We start from the raw sequence: 19,337 nt of genomic DNA, 5'->3' as shown, positions 1-19,337 counted from the left end.
CCCCCCCCCCACGGCGCTACTGGGCGGCGTACAGGGACTTGGCCTGGGCTTCCAGGTTCTTCACATCGACGTTGCCGTCCTTGATGAACGACTGGAGCGCCGGGATCATCACGTTGTTGGCCATGGCGGGCAGGGCATCGCGGTCGAAGAACTGGCTGATGTTCTTGGCGCCGCTGATGGCCTCGGCCAGCTTCTTGTTCAGCGGAGTGAACTTGGAGGTATCGGCGCCCTTGGCGGTGGCGATGTTGGACGAGTCGACCGAGGCGTACACATCCTGTCCTTCCGGGGTGCCGACGTAGGCCAGGAAGTCCCGGGCGGCCTGGTTCTGGCCGCCCTTCTTGGAGAGCAGCAGGCCGTCGATGGGTGCCTCGATGGCGTCCCGGCCTTCCACCGCGACCTCGGGGAACGGGAAGAAGTCGATGTCGTCGGCGATTGCCTTGTCCGTGAACTGCTGGGTGAGGAAGGAGCCGAGCAGGTACATGCCGGATTTCTTGTCCGCGAGGGACTTCGCCGAGTCCTGCCAGGTCATGCCCAGGGCGTTCGGGTTCTGGAACGGGAGCAGGGCCTTCCAGGTGTCGAAGACGTCGCTGACCTTCTTCTGGTCCCAGCTTTCCCGGTGCGCGGTGAGGTCCATGTGGAACTGGTAGCCGTTCAGGCGCATGTTCAGGTAGTCGAACGTGCCCATGGCGGGCCAGCCGTCCTTGTCCGCGAATTCAATCGGGATCAGGCCGTCGGCCTTCATCTTGGTGGCGAGGGTCTTCAGCTCATCGAACGTCGTGGGGACGGTGTACCCCTTTTCCGTCCAGAGGCTCTTGCGGTAGAAGAAGCCCCAGGGGTAGTTGTAGTTCGGGATCAGATACATCTTGCCGTCGGCTCCGGTCGAGGCCTTTTTCAGGGCATCGGAGTAGTTTCCGCCGACCTTTTCCCAGACGTCATCGATCGGGGCGAGCAGCCCCTTGCCGGCGTAGTACTGCATGCGGTACCCGGCGAACCAGGTGAAAGAATCGTCGGGGCTGCCCTGGAGGTAGGTGTTGATCTTGTTCTGGAAGTCGTTGTGCGCCACCACGTTGGTGGTGACCGCGATGCCGGACTTCTTCTGGAAAGCGTCGGTCACCGCCTTGTAGGCAGCCTTGGGGACCTCGTCGGAGGACCCGGAACCGAACGTGGCCGTCTTGGCGCCGCCGCTGGCAGGTGCGCTGCCGCCCGTGCAGGCCGAGAGCAGGGGAATGCCGGCCATCGCGACCGCTCCGGCGCCGAAGGTCTTCAGCAGCGTCCTCCGGTCCCACCCGCCTCGGCTGGAGGCCCGGAGCAGTGCGTCTTCATGCATGGTCATAATTTCTCCTTTGAAATAACGCGGGTGGAGTGAAGCAGCTCACATCATTAGCTATCATAATCGCACAATAAGGAACGTCAAGTAGCAAAAAAGAACATTTTGATGCGCATGGCCGGACTCGTCCGTTGACTTAGGGCGGGACCGCTCTTAGCGTTAAGCCCCTCAGGGTGCCGATGTGGTCCGCCGGTTGGCGGTGGCGCCCGGAACCGCGGATACATGGCGAAAACCCAGGTGCACCCATGAAGATCAAGTCCACAGCCGCCGCCACGCTGCTCGTCCTGCTGTTCCTGGGAGGATTGCTCGGCGGCCCGTCCGCGTCCGCGCCGGCGTCGTCCGAGGGCGCCACGTATTACGTGAGCGCCGACGGCAGTGACGCCAACGACGGGACGTCGCCGCAATCAGCCTGGGCGACGCTCGACAAGGTCAATGCCACTGCGCTTCGGCCCGGGGACTCGGTCAGCTTTCGCCGCGGAGACATCTTCTCCGGCGGCCTTGTTGTCGGCCAGAGCGGCACCAGCCGGCTCAAGGTCACGCTGAATGCCTATGGAAGCGGCGATCCGCCCGCTGTTACGGGCGGACTGGCAGGAACGTGCGTCAAGCTCGACGGTGACTACATCGCCGTTGACGGCCTGCGGGCGGAGTCGTGCGGCTATGCGGGCTTCAGTATCTACGGCGACCACGGCACCGTGCGGAACTCCGCCGCCAGGAACAATGCCGCGGGCATCAAAGTGAGCGAGGGCTCCGACTTCGGCACCTATACCAACAACACTCTTGCCGACAACAACATCATGAACGTCAATACGCCGGGGGAGCTGTGCGGCACCGCCACGGCCCTGAAGTGCGATGACGACTCGGGCGCCTTTGGCTTCCTGATCAACGGCAGCGACAACGAGTTCGCCGGCAATACCGTCACCGGCTCCACCGCATTGTCCTACGACTTTGGCCACGACGGCAGCGCGTTCGAAATTTTCAACGGCAACCGGAACAGGATCCACCACAACGTGGCCGTGGATAACAACGTCTTCTCCGAACTGGGGCGCGGCAAGGGCGGAACTGCCGACGGCAACACGTACAGCTACAACCTGGTCCGGTCCACCTGCGGCCCCAACTGCTCCCAGGCCATGGGGCTGATCGCGCGCGGCAGGACGTCCTCCTTCGGCCCGACCAACGGCACCACGTTCGAATACAACACCGTGTGGCTGGACGGCGCGGACTCCCAGGCTCTGGTCTGCCACGCGTCGTGCCCGGCCTCCACCGTCGTCAGGGGAAACATCCTGGTGGCCGCCCGCAACGCGCTGTGGATGGACGGCGCCGGCTGGACCGAGCGGGAAAACGTCCTCAACGGGCCCACGAACATCAGTCCCAATGCCACCTCCACTACCGAGCCGGCCGACTTTGTCAGCGCACCCGCCGATCTCCACCTCTCCGGCGCGAGCCCGGCCATTGACCGGGCCGGGGTCAGCCCCTTCCCCCTGGATCTGGACGGGCGGCCGGCCAACCAGAAGGGCGACTGCCAGGGCGGCGGCGCGGCCGATGCGGGGACCTACGAATACAGGCCAGCCGGCTGCTGAAACGCAACGGCCCGGCGGCGCAGCAAGGAACCAGCACTGGTGCCAGGGTGTCCGGGCGGCCCGGCGGATGTTACACAGTCGCAACTGCCGGGACACCCGTGCGAAATCGTCCCGGGGTCATACTTGAAGTGCGTCCTCCCGGGGACGATTCGCATGCAGGCATTGGGGACTACTCGAAGGACCGCGCCGATGCCCACACCGCTCAACCAGGCCCTGGCCGACTCTGCGCTTCTCACCAAATCCCTCCCGCTGGGCCTGCTCCGCGCTTTCGTGCAGACCAACGCGGCCGACGACGGGCTCACGCCGCAACTGCTGGCTGAGCTCAAGATCCTGGCCCGCACTCCTGGGCTGCTCGTGGCCTGCAACTACGGCGGCACGCTGTGCGCGGCAGAAGGCATTTCCACCGAGACCCTGCCGCTGGGCAGCGCGGCGATCGCGTTGAGGGCCCTGGCAGCCCTCCCGAACACGCACGCGGCTGTCATCTCCGGGCGGTCGCTGCGGGATCTGGCCGCCGTCTCACGGCTCCCCGCGGAGGTGCACCTGGTCGGCTCGCACGGCGCGGAGTTCGACATGGGCTACGCCCACGGGCTGTCCCTCGCCACCGAATCAGTGCTGCAGCAGGCCAGCCAGGCACTCGCCGAAACCGTGGGCGCCTACCGGGGCATCAGCATTGAGCGCAAGCCGGTCGCCGTATCGGTGCACACCCGCCCGGCCGGCCCGGACATCGTCGCACTGGCCACCTCGAAGGCGGAGGAGATCGCCCGGGCGCACGGGCTGCATTTCGTCGTGGACGGCTCGGTGCTGGATCTCTCCGTGGTGGAACCGTCCAAGGCCTCCGCGCTGGAGCACCTGCGCTCCATGCTCGGCGTGAGTGCCGCCCTCTACGCAGGCGACGCCTCCAGCGATGAGCTGGCCATGGCGACGCTGCGCGGGCCGGACATGGCGCTGCGCGTGGGGGAGGGGCCCACCGTGGCAGCCCACACGCTCCGGGACCCGGAGTCGTTCGCCCGCGTCCTGGCGATCCTGTTCGAACTGCGGCGGGCGTGGCTGTTCGGCGAGGATGCCGTGGGGCTGGAGCGGCACTCCATGATCGGCAACGGCTCGTCCACCGCCCTGATCACCCCGGACGCGAAGATCTGCTGGATGAGCCACCCGCTGCCGGACAGCGGGTCGCTGTTTGCCCATCTGCTCGGCGGCGATGCGGCGGGGCACTTCTCCGTGGAACCGGCGAAGGCCTCGCAGGTCCTGGGCCAGCGCTACGTGGACAGCACCATGATCGTCGAAACCCGCTGGGCCGACGTCACCGTGACGGACTACCTGGAGCCGGCCCCGGACGGCATCACCAGCCTGGTCCGGGTGCTGTCCGGCACCGGCACGGCCCGGGTCGTCTTCGCCCCGCGGCCGGACTACGCGAATGCCCCGTTCAGCATGGAGGCGCGAGGAACTGAACTGCACGTCGTGGGAACCGCGGATCCGATCATTCTCCGGGCTCCCGGCGTGGCCTTTGCCATCACCTCCGACGGCCGGCACGCCACGGCCACGGGCGACGTCGATCTGCGGGACGGACCGGTGGTCCTCAACCTGCGCTGCGGCGACACGGAACCTCAGCCCGCGATGCCGGATGATGAGACCGGGCGCCGCGCCGCCGTCGCCCATCACTCCCGGCGCTGGGTCAACGAACTGCAACTGCCCGGCGTGAAGCCGTCGCTGGTCCGTCGGTCCGCGCTGGTGCTCCGGGCGCTGGTCCATGAACCCACCGGCGCTGTGCTGGCCGCGCCCACCACGTCACTGCCGGAGGGAATCGGCGGCACCCGCAACTGGGACTACCGGTACTGCTGGCTGCGGGACGGGTCCATGACCGTCAACGCGCTCGTGGACCTGGGCTCCACGGCCGAGGCCGAGGGATTCCTGGCGTGGCTGGGCCGGATCCTGGCCCACGCCCCGGGTCCGGAGTGGCTCCATCCGCTCTACTCCGTGACCGGGGCGCCGCTGTCCACCGAGGCCATCATCGAGAGCCTGCCCGGCTACGCGGGATCCCGCCCGGTGCGGATCGGGAACGCCGCCGACCACCAGGTGCAGCTGGACGTGTTCGGCCCGATCGCCGAGCTGATCCACGCCCTCAGCGCCCGCCAGGGCATGCTCTCCGACGAGCACTGGGACCTGCTGGTCCAGATGGCCGCCGCCGTGCTGGCCCGCTGGCACGAGGCCGACCATGGCATCTGGGAGGCCAGGCGGGCGCCGCGGCACCATGTCTACACGAAGGTGATGTGCTGGGTGGCGCTCGACCGGGCGCTGCGCACGGCCGTCCGGCATGGCCGGGAACCGCTGCCGGCCTGGGAGCCCACGGCGGCGAAGATCCGGGAGGAAGTCCTGCGCGAGGGCTGGGACGAGTCGGCGTCCTCCTACACCGTGGCGTACGACAGCCCGGACCTGGACGCAGCCGTGCTGCACATCGGTCTCTCCGGCCTGCTGGACGTCAACGACCCCCGGTTCCTGGCCACCGTCACGGCGGTGGAGCGGGAACTGCGGGTGGGGCCCACCGTTTTCCGCTACAGGTACGACGACGGACTGCCGGGCCTGGAGGGCGGCTTCCACATCTGCACCACCTGGCTGATCGAGGCCTACATCGCCGTGGGCCGGATCGAGGAGGCCTGGGACCTCTTTGACCAGCTGGTGAACCTGTTCGGTCCCACGGGGCTGCTGCCCGAGGAATACGACCCCGGCACGGAAACCCACCTGGGCAACCATCCCCAGGCGTATTCGCACCTGGGCTTCATCCGCTGCGCCCGGCTCCTGCACGAGCACCAGAAGAACTGACCACCCGGCCCGGGGACGGGCCGGCCGCCGCTATTCGCAGCCGACGCCGTCCCCGTCCCGGTCCAGCCTGCGGCTGTACCCCGGCTGGCCGACGCGGATGGGCGCCGCGCCGGCCGCACGGACCGCGGCACAGTTCGCGTACGCCACGCCGGCCGCCGGTGCCGGTGCTGGCGCGGGTGCTGGCGCAGGCGCGGCTTGGGCCGGAGCGGCGGCCGGCTGGGTGGCGGGGGCCAGGGCGTTCGGGCAGTTCGACAGGACCCGGGCCATGGCGTCGTGCTCGGCCTGGGTCACCCAGAGCCCATAGCTGGATTTCACCGAAATCTGGCGGGCGACGTAGTTGCAGCGGTAGGACTTGTTCGGCGGCAGCCAGGTGGCGGCGTCGCCGTCGCTCTTGCTCTGGTTGGCCGGGCCGTCCACCGCCAGCAGGTTCAGGGGATCGTTGGCGAAGGCCAGCCGCCGTGCCGGGCTGAGCTGTTGCGCGCCCTTCTGCCAGGCGTCGCTGAGGGCCACGACGTGGTCGATCTGGACGGCGGTGCTGGTGGCATTGCCGCGCAGGAAGTGGATGGCGACGGCCGTGTAGGGGTCGGCCAGGACGCCGGAGAGCACCACGCAGTCCCGCGTCCCGGGCCGGAGCGCGACAGAAGTAAGGTCGCGGCGGAGCACGTCGTTGCGGGTATCGCAGCCGTTGTGATCAACGTCGGACCAGGCCGGCCCGAACTGGTCGCGGGAATAGCCCGTCTTGGGGGCGCGGCCCTTGACGGGCAGCGTGGCCAGTACCGCGAGGGCCTTGCCCGCCAATGCCGGCTGCCGGGGCGCGGCGGCCGCAACATCGGCGCCGGCAACTTCGATGCCTGAAGCTTCGGCACTGGGAACTTCGGCACCGGGAACTTCGACACCGGGGGTGGCGTCCGGATCCAGCGGAGCGCTGTCCGTGCCGGCTGACGCAGTGGCGGGGGTAGCCGTGACGACGGGGAGGACGCCGTTGCCGGCGGCCGGGGGAACAGTACCCGGGCCGGAGCACGCTGACGTCGCCACCAGCAACAGGCCCGCCACCCCACGCGCGATCCAGTCGACCGCACCGATCCTCGGGCTGCGGGCGCTCATGCCTTGGGCGCCGCTGGACTGGTTGTCGCTGGACTGGATGCTGCCTGATCGCGTGCTGAGCAATTTTCCCCCACCTCATGCTGGCGCGCCGGGTATCCGGGCGCATAAGACCGGCCCCAGCCTACCGGTCCACACAGCAACGCGGGGTCACATCACGCCCATGCCGGGCCCCACCATGGGCGCTATGTGACCCCGCGTTGGCTCTCCGACGGAGTCAGCGGACCCCGGGGCGGGAGGCCGAGAAGAGAGCCGGCGCTCCGCCGTCGCCGGTCGCGAGGTCGGCCAGGATCCTGCCCACGACCGGCGTGAACTTGAAGCCGTGCCCGGAGAAGCCGGCGCCGATGACAACCGGCCCGATCCGGTCCAGGACAAAGTTCTCATCAACGGCGGTCGTGTAGGTGCAGCTGATGTCGGTGAGGGAGTCGGCGTCGACCCCGGGCAGCCAGTCCCGGGCGTAGCGCTGCAGGGCCGCCAGCTGCTCGGGCTCCGGCGCGAAGCTCCGCCGGTCCGGGTCCACCACCGGGCCCACCCCGTGCCATCCGGCCTTGATCCCCTCGCCCGGTGTTTGCATGCCGTAGACCGGCGAACGCCAGTACGCGTACGCGTCCCCGTGGCCGGGCATGTGGTTGAACCCCGGCCACTGGGCGCCCTCATCGGTGATGGCGAAGTGTGCGGGTTGTTCCTGCGTGACCGTCAGCCGGGGCAGGGGCGCGACCCCGGCGAGCAGTTTCGTGGTCCAGCCGCCGGCGGTGACCACTGCCTGCCTTGCGGTGAGCACCTCGGTGCGGCCGCCGGCCTCGAGCGTGAGCCGGACGCCGTCGTCGAGGACATTCAACTCGAGGACCTTCACATGATGGCGGATCCCGGCGCCGAGCCCGGCGGCGAGCCGCTGCAGCGCCGGCAGTGCGGCGTCCGGGTTCAACTGGCCGCCATCCGCCATGTGCAGCACTCGCGTATCGAAACGGATGCCCCGCCAGCGCTCGGAAGCTTCCCCGGCGGAGAGGAACTCCGCCCGGAGCCCCGCGGCAAGCAGCGCGTTCCGGATCTCGGGCAACCGCGGATCGGGGCCGTGGTTTACGACGCCGGTGCGCGCCAGCAGCCGCTCGCCGGCGTCCGCTTCGAGCTCGCGCCACAGCCTGGCCGCCTCTGCCAGCATGGCGACGTAGTCCGGATCCGCGTAGCCGGGGTTGAAGTTCCGGGTTGTGCCGTGGGAGGCGCCGTTGCGGTGGCCGGGACCGAACTGCTCCAGCAGGGTCACCTCCCGGCCGCGCCGGGCCAGCGCCCACGCGGCGGCCGAGCCCATCGCGCCGCCGCCGATGACCACAGTGTCCAGGGTTGTTTTCAAGGGTCCTCCTCCGGGTTTGGTGCCGGTCCGCCGATCCCGTTCAGCCGGGCCCGGCTGCCCGGCGAGGTCAGGCCAGCAGCAGGGCCACGCCGATCATGGCGGGCACAGCTACCACCGTAGTGATCAGCACGGTGTCCCGGGCTACCGTTACGCCGGTGCGGTAACGGCTGGCCGCGACAAACACGTTTTGGGCGGTGGGCAGGGCGGCCGTGACGACGGCGGCAAAGAGCGCCTGTTCCTGCATGCCGAGGACAAAATGGGCAAACAGGTAGGCCACCAGCGGGTGGACAACGAGCTTGAAGAAGCTCGCCAGCAGGGCGTCCAGCCGGCGTCCGGCGGCCGCCTGCAGCGGCTTGGAACCGTTCAGGCTCATGCCGAAGGCGATCAGCATGGCCGGGATCGCGGCCCCGCCAATCAGGTGGATGGGCTCCAGGATCAGCGGCGGTACCGTCCAGCCGGTTGCGGCCACGAGGAGCCCGAGTCCGGTGCCCACGATCATCGGGTTGCGCAGGATCATGAGCACGAAACTCAGGGGCGTGGTGCGGTGCGAGCTGGTGGTGGCGTCCAACGCCATGAGGAACAACGGGGTGAAGAAAGCCAGCTGGAAGATGAGCAGGGGTGCCACATAACTGGCATCACCGAGCACGAAGACGGCTATGGGAATGCCGAGGTTGGCCGAGTTGGCCAGCGACGAGCTCATGGAGGAGATGAGGGCTTCCGGCAGGGACCGCTTGAGCGCGAAGCGCACAATGCCAAAGAACAGGACCGCCGTGGTCACCGCCCCGACTGCCGTCACGAGAAGCGGCGCAGCAAAGACGTCGTGGAGTTTCGCCTTGCTGAGGGTCTCGAACAGCAGGGCGGGGCTGGCCACAAAAAACGTCAGGGCGCTCAGGACGGGGCGGGCGTTCTCGCCCAGGATATTGCGCCGGCCCACGAACATGCCGACCAGGATGATGGCCCAGACGACAAAGAATCCCGCCAATACCCCTAGCACGCGGTTCTCCGCAGCGGGGCGGGTGGGCGGCGGGTGATGGTCACCCGTCCAGAGTAATCAGCTTTATTCCGCGGGCTGTCCTATTACGTCCGACGGCGCGCTGCTTACGCCCGACGGCGCGCTGCCGCTAGTTGAGCGCGGCGTTGTTCAGCGAGTGCGGCGGACGCATGAGCCCGGGTGTCATGCCCTCGGCGGGGTCGTTGCCGATCTGGACAATCTTGTTGTCCTGGTCAACGTGGACCACCTTGGGGTTGTACGCCTTGGCCTCTTCCGTGGTCATCTGGGCGTAGGTGATGAGGATGACGATGTCGTTCTCATGCATCAGGTGGGCGGCGGCGCCGTTGATGCCGATCACGCCGGAACCGCGCTCGCCGGCAATCGTGTACGTCTCGAGCCGGGCGCCGTTGGTGACATCGACGATCGCCACGAGCTCCCCGGGCAGGATGTCGGCCGCCTCCAGCAGATCCAGGTCCACGGTGACGGATCCGACATAGTGCAGGTCCGCGTGCGTGACCGTCGCGCGGTGGATCTTGGATTTGAATATTGTGCGATTCATAACGACATCAGTCTAACGCGGGGCCACCGCCCGCGCTGTGGCCCACTGCACATGCCGCGGGCGGTTACGCGCACGGTTCCACATGCCGGACGTCACGCGGGCCGGTCCACGGGAGCCGGACCGAGGACGCCCGCGGCCGCCGCCGGCACGATGGATGCCGCCGTCACCGCCAGGATTTCCCGGGCCGCCAGCAGTGCGGGCCGCCTGGCGCTCGAGCGCCGCACCGAGGTGAACACCGTACGGTGCGGATCCCCGGGCAGGTCCAGGAGTTGCGCGCTGGTGCCGCGGCCGGTCCACACGAGGTCGGGCATCAGGGCCACCGCATTTCCGGATTCGATCAGCCGGATCTGGGCCTGCAGGTCGGCGGTTTCAAAGCGGACGTCGGGCTCAAACCCGGCGCTCCGGCAGGCCTGCTCGGCCCAGTGCCGGGAGGCCGCTCCGCGGGGTTCCATCACCCAGGCCAGCCCTGCGGTATCGGCCAGCGTCCTGATGGGGCCGCGGTCCGGCGAGGGGGGCGGAACGGCGAGTCGGATGGCGTCGCGGGTCAGGGCCACGCGGTCCAGTTCGGCGTAGTGCGGGGCGGCGTGGCCCGGGTACTGCTCGGCGATCACGAGGTCGAAGTCGCGGGCCCACGTCTCGTGCAGGGCCGTCTCCGGTTCCCGCTGGGTCATTTCGACCCGGACTTCCGGGTAGCTGGCGGTCATTCTGGTCAGGGTGTCCGGCATGAGCGCCAGCGCGGCAGACTGGAACACCGCAATCCGCACGGTGCCGGTGACCGTGGTCAGCGACGCGGCCAGGTCCGCCTCCGCCTGCTCGAGGGTCTCCAGGAGCTGGGAGGTGTGGGCCACCAGGACTTCGGCCTGCGGGGTCAGCTGCACCCGGCGCCCGGTCTTGCGGAGGAGCTCCACCCCGGCCTCCTTCTCAAGGAGGGCCAGTTGTTGCGAGACTGACGACGGGCTGTACTGAAGCGCTTCGGCCACTTCGGCCAAAGTGCCCCGGATCTTCAGTTCGCGCAACAGTCGCAAACGCCGGACGTCGAGCATCTCTATTCCTTTGTGAATCCTGACGGTTATTCATTAAGAGAATTCACTTTATCTAATGCAACCGGGCTTGCATACTGTTCTCACTCGATAAGCCCCATCACAGGGTGGAGTGATGGGCACCGCACCTAAGCAGGAGGCCCTCATGGCTACACGGGATTTGTCACAGTCGATCATGCGGCGCAAGCCCATCGACGACATCGAGGAAGAAAACAAACACAGCGGTCTGCACAGGAGCCTGGGGCTCTGGCAGTTGACGGCCATCGGCGTCGGCGGCATTATCGGCGTCGGCATCTTCTCCTTGGCGGGCCTTGTGGCCCACGGCAGCGAGTCCGAGCCCGGAGTCGGACCGGCCGTGCTCATCTCCTTCCTGATCGCCGGTCTGGCATCCGCCGCCGCGGCGCTGTCCTACGCGGAGTTCGCAGGAATGATCCCGCGGGCGGGCTCGGCCTACACCTACGGCTACGTTGCCCTCGGCGAGATCATCGGCTGGTTCATCGGGTGGGACCTGCTGCTGGAGTACATCGCCATCGTCGCCGTGGTGGCCATCGGTATTTCGGGCTATTTCGACGCGTTCCTCTCCGGTATCGGCATCCATATGCCCGCCTGGATGACCGCGACGCCGGATGAAGGCACCGGCGGCATCATTAACCTTCCCGCGATCCTCGTCTGCCTGCTCGTGACCTGGATCCTCTCCCGCGGCACCAAGACCTTCGGCCGCTTCGAACTGATCGCCGTCGGCATCAAGGTGCTGCTGATCCTGTTCATCATCGGCTTGGGCATTTTCTACGTGAACACCAACAACTACAACCCGTTCTTCCCCAGCGGTTTCGGTCCAGTGGTGGCCGGCTCCGCTACGGTGTTCTTCGCGGTGTTCGGCTACGACGCCATGAGTACCGCGGCGGAGGAGGCCACCGACGGCAAGAAGCACATGCCCAAGGCGATCATCCTCTCGCTGGTCATCGCCATGCTGCTCTATGCCGCCGCCACCCTGGTGCTCACCGGCATGCAGAACTTCACGGAGATCGACCCCAAGGCCGGCTTCGCCTCCGCCTTCAACAGCGTTGGCCTTCCGGTGATCGCGACGATCATCTCCGTGTTCGCCGTTCTGTCCATCCTCACCGTGATGCTGACCTTCCTCCTCGGCGTCACCCGCGTCTGGTTCTCGATGAGCCGCGACGGCCTGCTGCCCGGTTGGTTCTCGAAGACGGACCGGAACGGCACGCCCCAGCGCGTGACCTGGATCGCCGGCGTCGGGGCCGCAATCCTGGCCGGCATCCTCCCGATCAAGGCCGTGGCAGACCTGACCAACATCGGCATCCTGGCCGCGTTCGTCGTCGTCTGTGTGTCGGTGATCGTGTTCCGCTACAAGAAGCCCGACGCCCCGCGGACGTTCCGGCTGCCGCTGATGCCCGTGGTTCCGGCGTTCGGCGTGTTTGCCTCGCTCTTCCTGATGTTCCAGCTGCACTGGGAGACCTGGCTGCGGTTCGTCGTCTGGCTCATCGTCGGCCTGATCATCTACTTCACGTACGGCCGCAGGCACTCGCTGATGAACCCGGACAGCCCGCGGCACGAGGAGATCGTGGAGATGCACCGCCCACTGACCTAGCCACCCCACCCCCCGTTGCGCTATCACTTCTGGCTCCCATTCCCGGCTCTTCCCGGGTTTTAAGGCCCGGAAGTGATAGCGCAACGGGTTTTTAAGCGGCAGGGGTGGTTCCCGAACGTTCGGGCGGGAACCGGAAGCATCGGTTTTTCTAACCGGTATTGCTCAGAAAACTTCGCTTTATCTTATGAAAATCCGGTCGCATACTGTTTCGTAAGAGGTCCACATTTTGAGAAAGAACGTGTTTCAGCCATGACCAACATCTCCACGGAGCCCGGCGCCACCACCGGAAACGCCGCAGGCAACGACGCCACGCACGCCGCCGTTTCGGAAGGCTCCACGGTCCTTGAGGCCGCAGCCCTCGCCGAGGACACCATCGCGCTGGTGCGCCGCTGGCTCACCGAGGCCGCAAAGGTGCCCGTCGACGCCTCGGCCGAGCAGCTCGCCGGGGTCCTGAAGGACCCCAACGGCCTGGACTTCACGGTCGGGTTCGTCGACGGCGTCGTCCGTCCCGAAGACCTGCAGGTCGCCGCCCGCAACCTTGCCGCACTGGCCCCCAAGGTCCCGGCCTTCCTGCCCTGGTACATGCGCAGCGCGGTCCGCCTCGGCGGCACCATGGCCCCGGTCCTGCCCCAGGTGGTCATCCCGGTTGCCCGCCGGGTGCTGCGTGAAATGGTCGGCCACCTCATTGTCGACGCCACCGACGCCAAGCTCGGCCCGGCCATCGCCAAGATCCGCAAAGACGGCATCAAGCTCAACGTCAACCTCCTCGGCGAGGCCGTGCTCGGCGAACACGAGGCCTCCCGCCGGCTCGAGGGCACGCACACCCTGCTGTCCCGGCCCGACGTCGACTACGTCTCGATCAAGGTCTCCTCCACGGTGGCCCCGCACTCCGCCTGGGCCTTCGACGAGGCCGTGGAGCATGTCGTAGAGAAGCTCACCCCGCTCTTCGCCCGCGCCGCCTCCTACGCGTCCACTGGCCAGAAAGCCAAGTTCATCAACCTGGACATGGAGGAATACAAGGACCTGGACATGACCATCGCGGTCTTCACCCGGATCCTGGACAAGCCCGAGTTCAAGAACCTGGAGGCCGGCATCGTGCTCCAGGCCTACCTCCCGGATGCCCTGTCCGCCATGATCCGCCTGCAGGACTGGGCCGCCGCCCGCCGCGCCGACGGCGGCGCCGCCATCAAGGTCCGCGTCGTCAAGGGCGCCAACCTGCCGATGGAGCAGGTCGAGGCCTCCCTGCATGACTGGCCGCTCGCCACCTGGGGCACCAAGCAGGACTCGGACACCAACTACAAGCGCGTCATCAACTACTCGCTGCACCCGGACCGGATCCGCAACATCCGGATCGGTGTCGCCGGCCACAACCTCTTCGACATCGCCTTCGCCTGGCTCCTGGCCAAGCAGCGCGGCATCGCGGATACCGCAGAGCAGAGCATCGAATTCGAGATGCTGCTCGGCATGGCCCAGGGCCAGGCCGAAGCCGTCAGACAGGACGTCGGCTCCCTCCTGCTCTACACCCCCGTGGTCCACCCTGCCGAGTTCGACGTCGCGATCGCCTACCTGATCCGCCGCCTCGAAGAGGGCGCCAGCCAGGACAACTTCATGTCCGCCGTGTTCGAACTCAGCGAAAACGAAACGTTGTTTGAGCGCGAGAAGCAGCGCTTCCTCGCCTCGCTGGCCAAGCTCGACGACGAGGTCCCGGGCCCGAACCGGCTGCAGAACCGCGCCCTTCCGGCCGCGCCGCTGCCGCACGACTCGTTCGAGAACACTGCCGACACAGATCCGTCGCTGCCCGCGAACCGCGACTGGGGCCGCGCCATCCTGGGCCGCGTCACGACGTCGACACTGGGCAACGCCTCCGTCGAGGCCGCCACGATCAACGATGCCGCGACCCTGAATGCCGTGATCGAGACCGCCGTCGAGAAGGGCAAGGCCTGGGGTGCGCTCTCCGGCGCCGAGCGCGCCGAAATCCTGCACCGCGCCGGCGACGTCCTCGAGGCCCGCCGCGCGGACCTCCTCGAGGTCATGGCCAGCGAGACCGGCAAGACCATCGACCAGGGCGATCCGGAGATCAGCGAGGCAGTCGACTTCGCGCACTACTACGCCGAGTCCGCCCGCAAGCTCGACGACGTCGACGGCGCCACCTTCGTCCCGGCCAAGCTCACCGTTGTGACGCCGCCGTGGAACTTCCCGGTCGCCATCCCGGCCGGCTCCACCCTAGCGGCCCTCGCCGCCGGCTCCGCCGTCGTGGTCAAGCCCGCCAAGCAGGCCCGCCGCAGCGGCGCCGTCATGATCGAGGCCCTCTGGGAGGCCGGCGTTCCGCGCGACGTGCTCACCATGGTCCAGTTGGGCGAGCGGGAACTGGGCCAGCAGCTCATTTCCCACCCGGCCGTGGACCGCGTCATCCTGACCGGCGGCTACGAGACCGCCGAGCTGTTCCGCTCGTTCCGCAAGGACCTGCCCCTGCTGGCCGAGACCAGCGGCAAGAACGCCATCATCGTCACCCCGAGCGCGGACCTGGACCTCGCGGCCAAGGACGTCGCGTACTCCGCGTTCGGCCACGCCGGCCAGAAGTGCTCCGCCGCCTCGCTGGTGATCCTCGTCGGCTCCGTGGCGAAGTCGAAGCGTTTCCACAACCAGCTGATCGACGCCGTCACCTCGCTCAAGGTCGGCTACCCCCAGGACCCGGCGAGCCAGATGGGCCCGATCATCGAGCCCGCCAACGGCAAGCTCCTGAACGCCCTCACCACCCTCGGCGAGGGCGAGACCTGGGCCGTCGAGCCGCGGAAGCTCGATGATTCGGGCAAACTCTGGAGCCCCGGCGTGCGCTCCGGTGTCCGCCGCGGATCCTACTTCCACCTCACCGAGTTCTTCGGCCCGGTCCTGGGCGTTATGACCGCAGAGACCCTCGAGGAGGCCATCGCGATCCAGAACCAGATCGAATACGGCCTCACCGCGGGCCTGCACTCGCTGAACAGCGAGGAACTGGGGATCTGGCTGGACACCATCCAGGCCGGCAACCTCTACGTCAACCGCGGCATCACCGGCGCGATTGTCCAGCGCCAGCCCTTCGGCGGCTGGAAGAAATCCGCCGTCGGCGCCGGCACCAAGGCCGGCGGCCCGAACTACCTCGTCGGCCTCGGCGAATGGGTCAGCAAGCCCAGCACCGCCGCCGGCACCCCGGGCGCTGCTCCCGCCCACGCCGGCGTCCGCCGGATCGAGGACGCCGCCAAGGGCTTCCTGACCGCCGACGAACTCGCGCCGCTGCAGCGCGCGCTCGCCTCCGACGCCCGCGCCTGGGCCGAAGAGTTCGGCACCGCGAAGGACGTCTCCGGCCTGAGTGCGGAACGCAACGTCTTCCGCTACCGTGCTCTGCCCGTCACGGTCCGCCTCGCGGAAGGTGAGCCGCTTGCCGGCCTCGTCCGGACCGTCGCCGCCGGCGTCCTGGCCGGGTCCGTCCTGACGGTCTCCACCGCCGTCGAACTGCCCGCCCAGCTGCGCGCCGTCCTGTCCGGGCTTGGCATCGCCGCGACTGTTGAGAACGACGCCGAATGGCTCGCTTCCGCCGGCACCCTCGCCGCGGCGGGCAAGCTCTCCGGCGCCCGGATCCGGCTGATTGGCGGGGACGCCAAGGCGCTGGCCGAGGCCACGGGCGGACGCCCGGACCTGGCGGTGTATGTCCACCCCGTCACGGAAGCCGGACGCGTGGAACTGCTGCCGTTCCTGCACGAGCAGGCCATCAGCATCACGGCGCACCGCTTCGGCACGCCCAACCACATCTCGGACGCCCTGATCTAGCCCGGGGCTGCTAAAACGCCCGGCTCGGGCGTGCTAGAACCCTGAAACCCAAAAAACACCGCCGCTGTGCAGGCACCATAAGGTGCGGCACGGCGGCGGCGTTTAACGGCGAAGGCGCTAAGCGGAGCCGGGGCTAGCCGAAGTACCAGCCCGGCGGGACCCAGGAAGCGGGGACCGCGTGGGCGGAGAAATCGTCGCAGCCCGAGCAGAAGTAGGTGACCTCGCCGAGCTTGCTGACCGAGCCGTCCCTCCGGTGCGTGGCCGGGACGAAGGTCTCCAGGTAAATGAACTCGTCCGTGCCGCAGCGTTCGCAGTACGGGCTGGCCACATAATCGGACTCTGCAAGGGTGGCCGGGCGGATTCCCCGTTGGCCCGGGGTGGCCGCGTGCTGGGCCGCGGCTGAGTGCTGCATTCCGGCGGTCGAGTGGTGCATGGCCGCTGCGGGGTGGGCCGGCGCGGTGACCTGACGGGCGGACTTTGTCGCGTGGGCGGCGGGGGCGGGCAATCGGGGGTGATTAATGGCTGGCATCAATGGCGGCCTATCCCGAACGTTCCGACGCCAGCCACAGGCGCCAGCGACGGACAGCGTTCGTTTTTCGAATCGTTGTCGTGGGCCACTGCTTGACCTCGAACGGTGGATCTTAAGTAGTGTCAGGATAGATGAAGTACGTGCACCGTTCAATGGTCAAGTAAGTACTGCTCGGGTCCGGGTAGTCCGCCCCGTAGGTACCGTGGCAGGATCAGCGTTGGCTGCGGGACCGCCCGCGCGTCAGGCCGGTCGCTTCAGGGTCCGGCCCACGATCGCCTGCGTCAGGGCATCGATCACCTCGGTATTGGCCAGCGGATTGCGGATGAGCGTGAAATCGACGTCGCCCACCGGCGGCAGATCGAAGCGGCGGGTGATGATTTTCAGATCCTCCGGCACCAGGGAGGAAGGCATTACCGCCACACCGATGCCGGCCCGGACGGCGGCCAGTACGCCGCTGATCTGGCGCGTGGTGCAGGTGATCCGCCAGGTGCGCCCGGTGGCCTCCAGGGCGTCGATCGCAAGCTTCCGGCTCAGGCTGGGGGAGGGGTAGGCGATCAGCGGGACAGGATCAGCCGGTTCCAGCACGGTCTGCTCCAGCCCGACCCAGGCGAAGGCGTCCTGCTGGACCACGGTTCCGTCCTTGGCACCGGCCACCCATTTCACAAAGACCAGATCCAGTTGCCCGGCGTTCAGGCGCTTGTAGAGCTGGTCGCTTTGCCCGACCGTCAGCTCGAGGTTGATCTGGGGATAGATCTGCCGGAACTCCCGGAGGATGCGTGGCAGCCCGGTGATGGCGAGATCATCGGCCGTGCCGAAGCGCAGGCGGCCGCGCATGGCGGAGCCGGAGAAATAGCGGGCGGCGGAGTCGTGCGCGGCGAGGATGCTGCGGGCGAAGCCGGCCATGGCATCGCCGTTGTCGGTCAGGCGTACATCCCGGGTATCCCGGGCAATCAACACCCGCTTGGCGGCGGTCTCCAGCTTGCGGACGTGCTGGCTGACGGTGGGTTGGGCCAGGCCGAGGCGCTCGGCGGCCTTGGTGAAACTCAAGGTTTCGGCCACGGCCAGGAATGAGCGGAGCTGGGCGGGTTCGAACATGGCGGTCTCCGGATCGGGTGCCGCATACCCTGCATTGCGTTTTGTAATGCGAGTTATGCGTGGAATAGGCTTCCATAATCTCTTGGGGCCAGCCTAGCGTTAAGTCCATCCCACTCACCCGCTCTTTTGAGGACTTTTCCGTGGCACCCCCTCCGCCGCTAGAGGCGAACGCAGCTTCCCTGCCGGACACCATCACCCAACCACTCGCCGTCGTCAGCCAGCCTCTGCCTTGGCGCCACACTTTCATTTCGCTCAAGGTCCGCAACTTCCGCATCTTCGCGATCGGGCACTTCGTCGCCGTCATCGCGCTCTGGATGCAGCGGATCGCCCAGGACTGGCTGGTGCTCCAGCTCTCCGGTTCCGTCACCGCCGTCGGCATCACCGTGGCCCTGCAGTTCCTGCCGTCCCTGTTCCTCGGCCCGTGGGCCGGCATGATGGCGGACCGCTTCGCGAAGCGGAAGATCCTCATGCTGTGCCAGTCGGTGGCCGCCGCGTTGGCCGCGGTCCTTGCCGTCCTGGCGCTCAGCCAGCGGATCGAGGTGGGGCAGGTCTACGCGATCGCGCTGGTTCTGGGCCTCGTGACCGTGCTGGACCAGCCGGCCCGCCAGGTGTTCGTCAACGAGCTCGTGGGCCCCGGCTATCTGCGAAACGCGATCAGCGTGAATTCCACGATCTTCCAGCTGGGCGGCCTGATCGGTCCTGCGATCGCCGGGATCCTGCTGACCGCCGTGGGGGCCGGCTGGGCCTTTGCCGCCAATGCGGTGGCCTGCTGCTTCACGGTGGCCATGCTCCTGAGCCTGCGCAAGGACCAGCTGCATGTCAGCACCCCGGCCGCCAAGCGCCCGGGCATGCTGCGGGAAGGGCTGGACTATGCGCTCAGCAAGCCCACCATCTACTGGCCCTGGCTGATGGCCGGGTTCATCGCGGTGTTCGCGATGAGCCTGCCGGTGCTGCTGGCCGCGTTCGCGGACCACGTGTACGACGCCGGTGCCGGCGGCTACGGGCTGCTCAACACGCTCGTGGCCCTCGGCGCCCTGGCCGGCGCCATCACGTCGGCCCGGCGGCGCGCCCTGCGGCTGCGCTCCGTGGTGCTGGGCGCCGGGATGTACGGGCTCATGCTGTGCCTGGCTTCCCTGGCACCGTCCATGGCCTGGTTCGGCGCGGCCATGGTGCTGGCCGGATTCTGGTGCCTGATGTTCCTGACCGCCGCGAACCAGCTGGTCCAGGTCAGCGCGAACCTGGCGATCCGCGGGCGGGTCATGAGCCTGTACATCATGGTGCTGATCGGCGGCCAGGCGATCGGCGGCCCGATGATGGGCTGGCTGGCCGAGCACGCGGACCCGCACACCGCCGTCCTCGTCTCCGGCGGCGTCCCGGTGCTGGCTGCCGCGACCGTTGGCGTCGTCCTCGCCCGGCGCGGGCAGCTCATGCTCAAAGTGGACCTGAAGGACCGGCGCCGGCTGCTGCGGATCGTCCGGACCGATTTCCGCACCGAAGAAGGACAGCCGCTGCGTGGATCCACGCAGCGGCTGTCCTAATT

Annotated in this window: 13 protein-coding genes; 5 read left to right on the top strand and 8 right to left on the bottom strand. The window is 67.9% G+C overall.

Features of this window, described 5'->3' with window-relative positions:
* Nucleotides 1–16 precede the first annotated feature (16 nt).
* Nucleotides 17–1,333, bottom strand: coding sequence for an ABC transporter substrate-binding protein (locus tag AC1D1A_RS13330; protein ID WP_476947905.1), 1,317 nt, complete (start codon nucleotides 1,331–1,333; stop codon nucleotides 17–19).
* A 239-nt stretch (nucleotides 1,334–1,572) separates the two neighbouring features.
* Here AC1D1A_RS13330 and AC1D1A_RS13325 point away from each other — a divergent pair, with 239 nt between their 5' ends.
* Both AC1D1A_RS13325 and AC1D1A_RS13320 read left to right on the top strand, forming a co-directional pair.
* Nucleotides 1,573–2,904 carry a hypothetical protein gene (locus tag AC1D1A_RS13325; protein WP_476947904.1) on the top strand — a complete coding sequence of 444 codons (1,332 nt, stop codon included), beginning with the start codon at nucleotides 1,573–1,575 and terminating at the stop codon, nucleotides 2,902–2,904.
* A 189-nt stretch (nucleotides 2,905–3,093) separates the two neighbouring features.
* Complete coding sequence (locus AC1D1A_RS13320; RefSeq protein ID WP_476873813.1) at nucleotides 3,094–5,721, top strand: trehalase-like domain-containing protein; 2,628 nt, start codon at nucleotides 3,094–3,096, stop codon at nucleotides 5,719–5,721.
* A gap of 30 nt (nucleotides 5,722–5,751) precedes the next feature.
* Here the strand turns inward: AC1D1A_RS13320 and AC1D1A_RS13315 are convergent, their stop codons facing one another.
* From AC1D1A_RS13315 to AC1D1A_RS13295, 5 genes are all read right to left on the bottom strand, one after another.
* Nucleotides 5,752–6,888, bottom strand: coding sequence for a GmrSD restriction endonuclease domain-containing protein (locus AC1D1A_RS13315; RefSeq protein ID WP_476947903.1), 1,137 nt, complete (start codon nucleotides 6,886–6,888; stop codon nucleotides 5,752–5,754).
* Between the two features lie 151 nt (nucleotides 6,889–7,039).
* Nucleotides 7,040–8,170 carry an FAD-dependent oxidoreductase gene (locus AC1D1A_RS13310; RefSeq protein WP_476947902.1) on the bottom strand — a complete coding sequence of 377 codons (1,131 nt, stop codon included), beginning with the start codon at nucleotides 8,168–8,170 and terminating at the stop codon, nucleotides 7,040–7,042.
* Between the two features lie 67 nt (nucleotides 8,171–8,237).
* Nucleotides 8,238–9,164: an AEC family transporter gene (locus AC1D1A_RS13305; protein ID WP_018774009.1), complete on the bottom strand. Its 927-nt coding sequence runs from the start codon at nucleotides 9,162–9,164 to the stop codon at nucleotides 8,238–8,240.
* A 127-nt stretch (nucleotides 9,165–9,291) separates the two neighbouring features.
* Nucleotides 9,292–9,720, bottom strand: coding sequence for an aspartate 1-decarboxylase (gene panD, locus AC1D1A_RS13300; RefSeq protein ID WP_028275366.1), 429 nt, complete (start codon nucleotides 9,718–9,720; stop codon nucleotides 9,292–9,294).
* 92 nt (nucleotides 9,721–9,812) lie between these two features.
* Complete coding sequence (locus AC1D1A_RS13295; RefSeq protein WP_476857298.1) at nucleotides 9,813–10,763, bottom strand: LysR family transcriptional regulator; 951 nt, start codon at nucleotides 10,761–10,763, stop codon at nucleotides 9,813–9,815.
* A gap of 142 nt (nucleotides 10,764–10,905) precedes the next feature.
* On the opposite strand from AC1D1A_RS13295, the gene AC1D1A_RS13290 reads away from it, so the two are divergent.
* Together AC1D1A_RS13290 and AC1D1A_RS13285 are read left to right on the top strand one after the other, a co-directional pair.
* Nucleotides 10,906–12,369: an amino acid permease gene (locus AC1D1A_RS13290; RefSeq protein ID WP_476860367.1), complete on the top strand. Its 1,464-nt coding sequence runs from the start codon at nucleotides 10,906–10,908 to the stop codon at nucleotides 12,367–12,369.
* A 249-nt stretch (nucleotides 12,370–12,618) separates the two neighbouring features.
* Nucleotides 12,619–16,173 carry a proline dehydrogenase family protein gene (locus AC1D1A_RS13285; RefSeq protein WP_476947901.1) on the top strand — a complete coding sequence of 1,185 codons (3,555 nt, stop codon included), beginning with the start codon at nucleotides 12,619–12,621 and terminating at the stop codon, nucleotides 16,171–16,173.
* 133 nt (nucleotides 16,174–16,306) lie between these two features.
* Here AC1D1A_RS13285 and AC1D1A_RS13280 read toward each other — a convergent pair whose 3' ends face one another.
* Together AC1D1A_RS13280 and AC1D1A_RS13275 are read right to left on the bottom strand one after the other, a co-directional pair.
* Nucleotides 16,307–16,702 carry a hypothetical protein gene (locus tag AC1D1A_RS13280; protein ID WP_476857301.1) on the bottom strand — a complete coding sequence of 132 codons (396 nt, stop codon included), beginning with the start codon at nucleotides 16,700–16,702 and terminating at the stop codon, nucleotides 16,307–16,309.
* Between the two features lie 240 nt (nucleotides 16,703–16,942).
* On the bottom strand, nucleotides 16,943–17,797 hold the full coding sequence (locus AC1D1A_RS13275) for a LysR substrate-binding domain-containing protein (RefSeq protein WP_079550633.1): 855 nt from the start codon (nucleotides 17,795–17,797) through the stop codon (nucleotides 16,943–16,945).
* 140 nt (nucleotides 17,798–17,937) lie between these two features.
* Here AC1D1A_RS13275 and AC1D1A_RS13270 point away from each other — a divergent pair, with 140 nt between their 5' ends.
* A complete protein-coding gene (locus AC1D1A_RS13270; protein ID WP_476947900.1) occupies nucleotides 17,938–19,335 on the top strand; it encodes an MFS transporter in 1,398 nt (465 codons plus the stop codon).
* Nucleotides 19,336–19,337 lie beyond the last annotated feature (2 nt).

The organism is Arthrobacter sp. P1_B9 (assembly GCF_056406495.1).
Note: the sequence above shows the minus strand (reverse complement) of the source record. Positions and strands in the feature narration are given on the sequence as shown.

What these genes read in the sequence shown, in the direction of transcription:
- AC1D1A_RS13325 (WP_476947904.1), top strand. Translation starts at nt 1,573, where the DNA reads ATGAAGATCAAGTCCACAGCCGCCGCCACGCTGCTCGTCCTGCTGTTC.
- AC1D1A_RS13275 (WP_079550633.1), bottom strand. Translation starts at nt 17,797, where the DNA reads ATGTTCGAACCCGCCCAGCTCCGCTCATTCCTGGCCGTGGCCGAAACC.
- AC1D1A_RS13295 (WP_476857298.1), bottom strand. Translation starts at nt 10,763, where the DNA reads ATGCTCGACGTCCGGCGTTTGCGACTGTTGCGCGAACTGAAGATCCGG.
- AC1D1A_RS13330 (WP_476947905.1), bottom strand. Translation starts at nt 1,333, where the DNA reads ATGACCATGCATGAAGACGCACTGCTCCGGGCCTCCAGCCGAGGCGGG.
- AC1D1A_RS13320 (WP_476873813.1), top strand. Translation starts at nt 3,094, where the DNA reads ATGCCCACACCGCTCAACCAGGCCCTGGCCGACTCTGCGCTTCTCACC.
- AC1D1A_RS13285 (WP_476947901.1), top strand. Translation starts at nt 12,619, where the DNA reads ATGACCAACATCTCCACGGAGCCCGGCGCCACCACCGGAAACGCCGCA.
- AC1D1A_RS13280 (WP_476857301.1), bottom strand. Translation starts at nt 16,702, where the DNA reads ATGCCAGCCATTAATCACCCCCGATTGCCCGCCCCCGCCGCCCACGCG.
- panD (WP_028275366.1), bottom strand. Translation starts at nt 9,720, where the DNA reads ATGAATCGCACAATATTCAAATCCAAGATCCACCGCGCGACGGTCACG.
- AC1D1A_RS13290 (WP_476860367.1), top strand. Translation starts at nt 10,906, where the DNA reads ATGGCTACACGGGATTTGTCACAGTCGATCATGCGGCGCAAGCCCATC.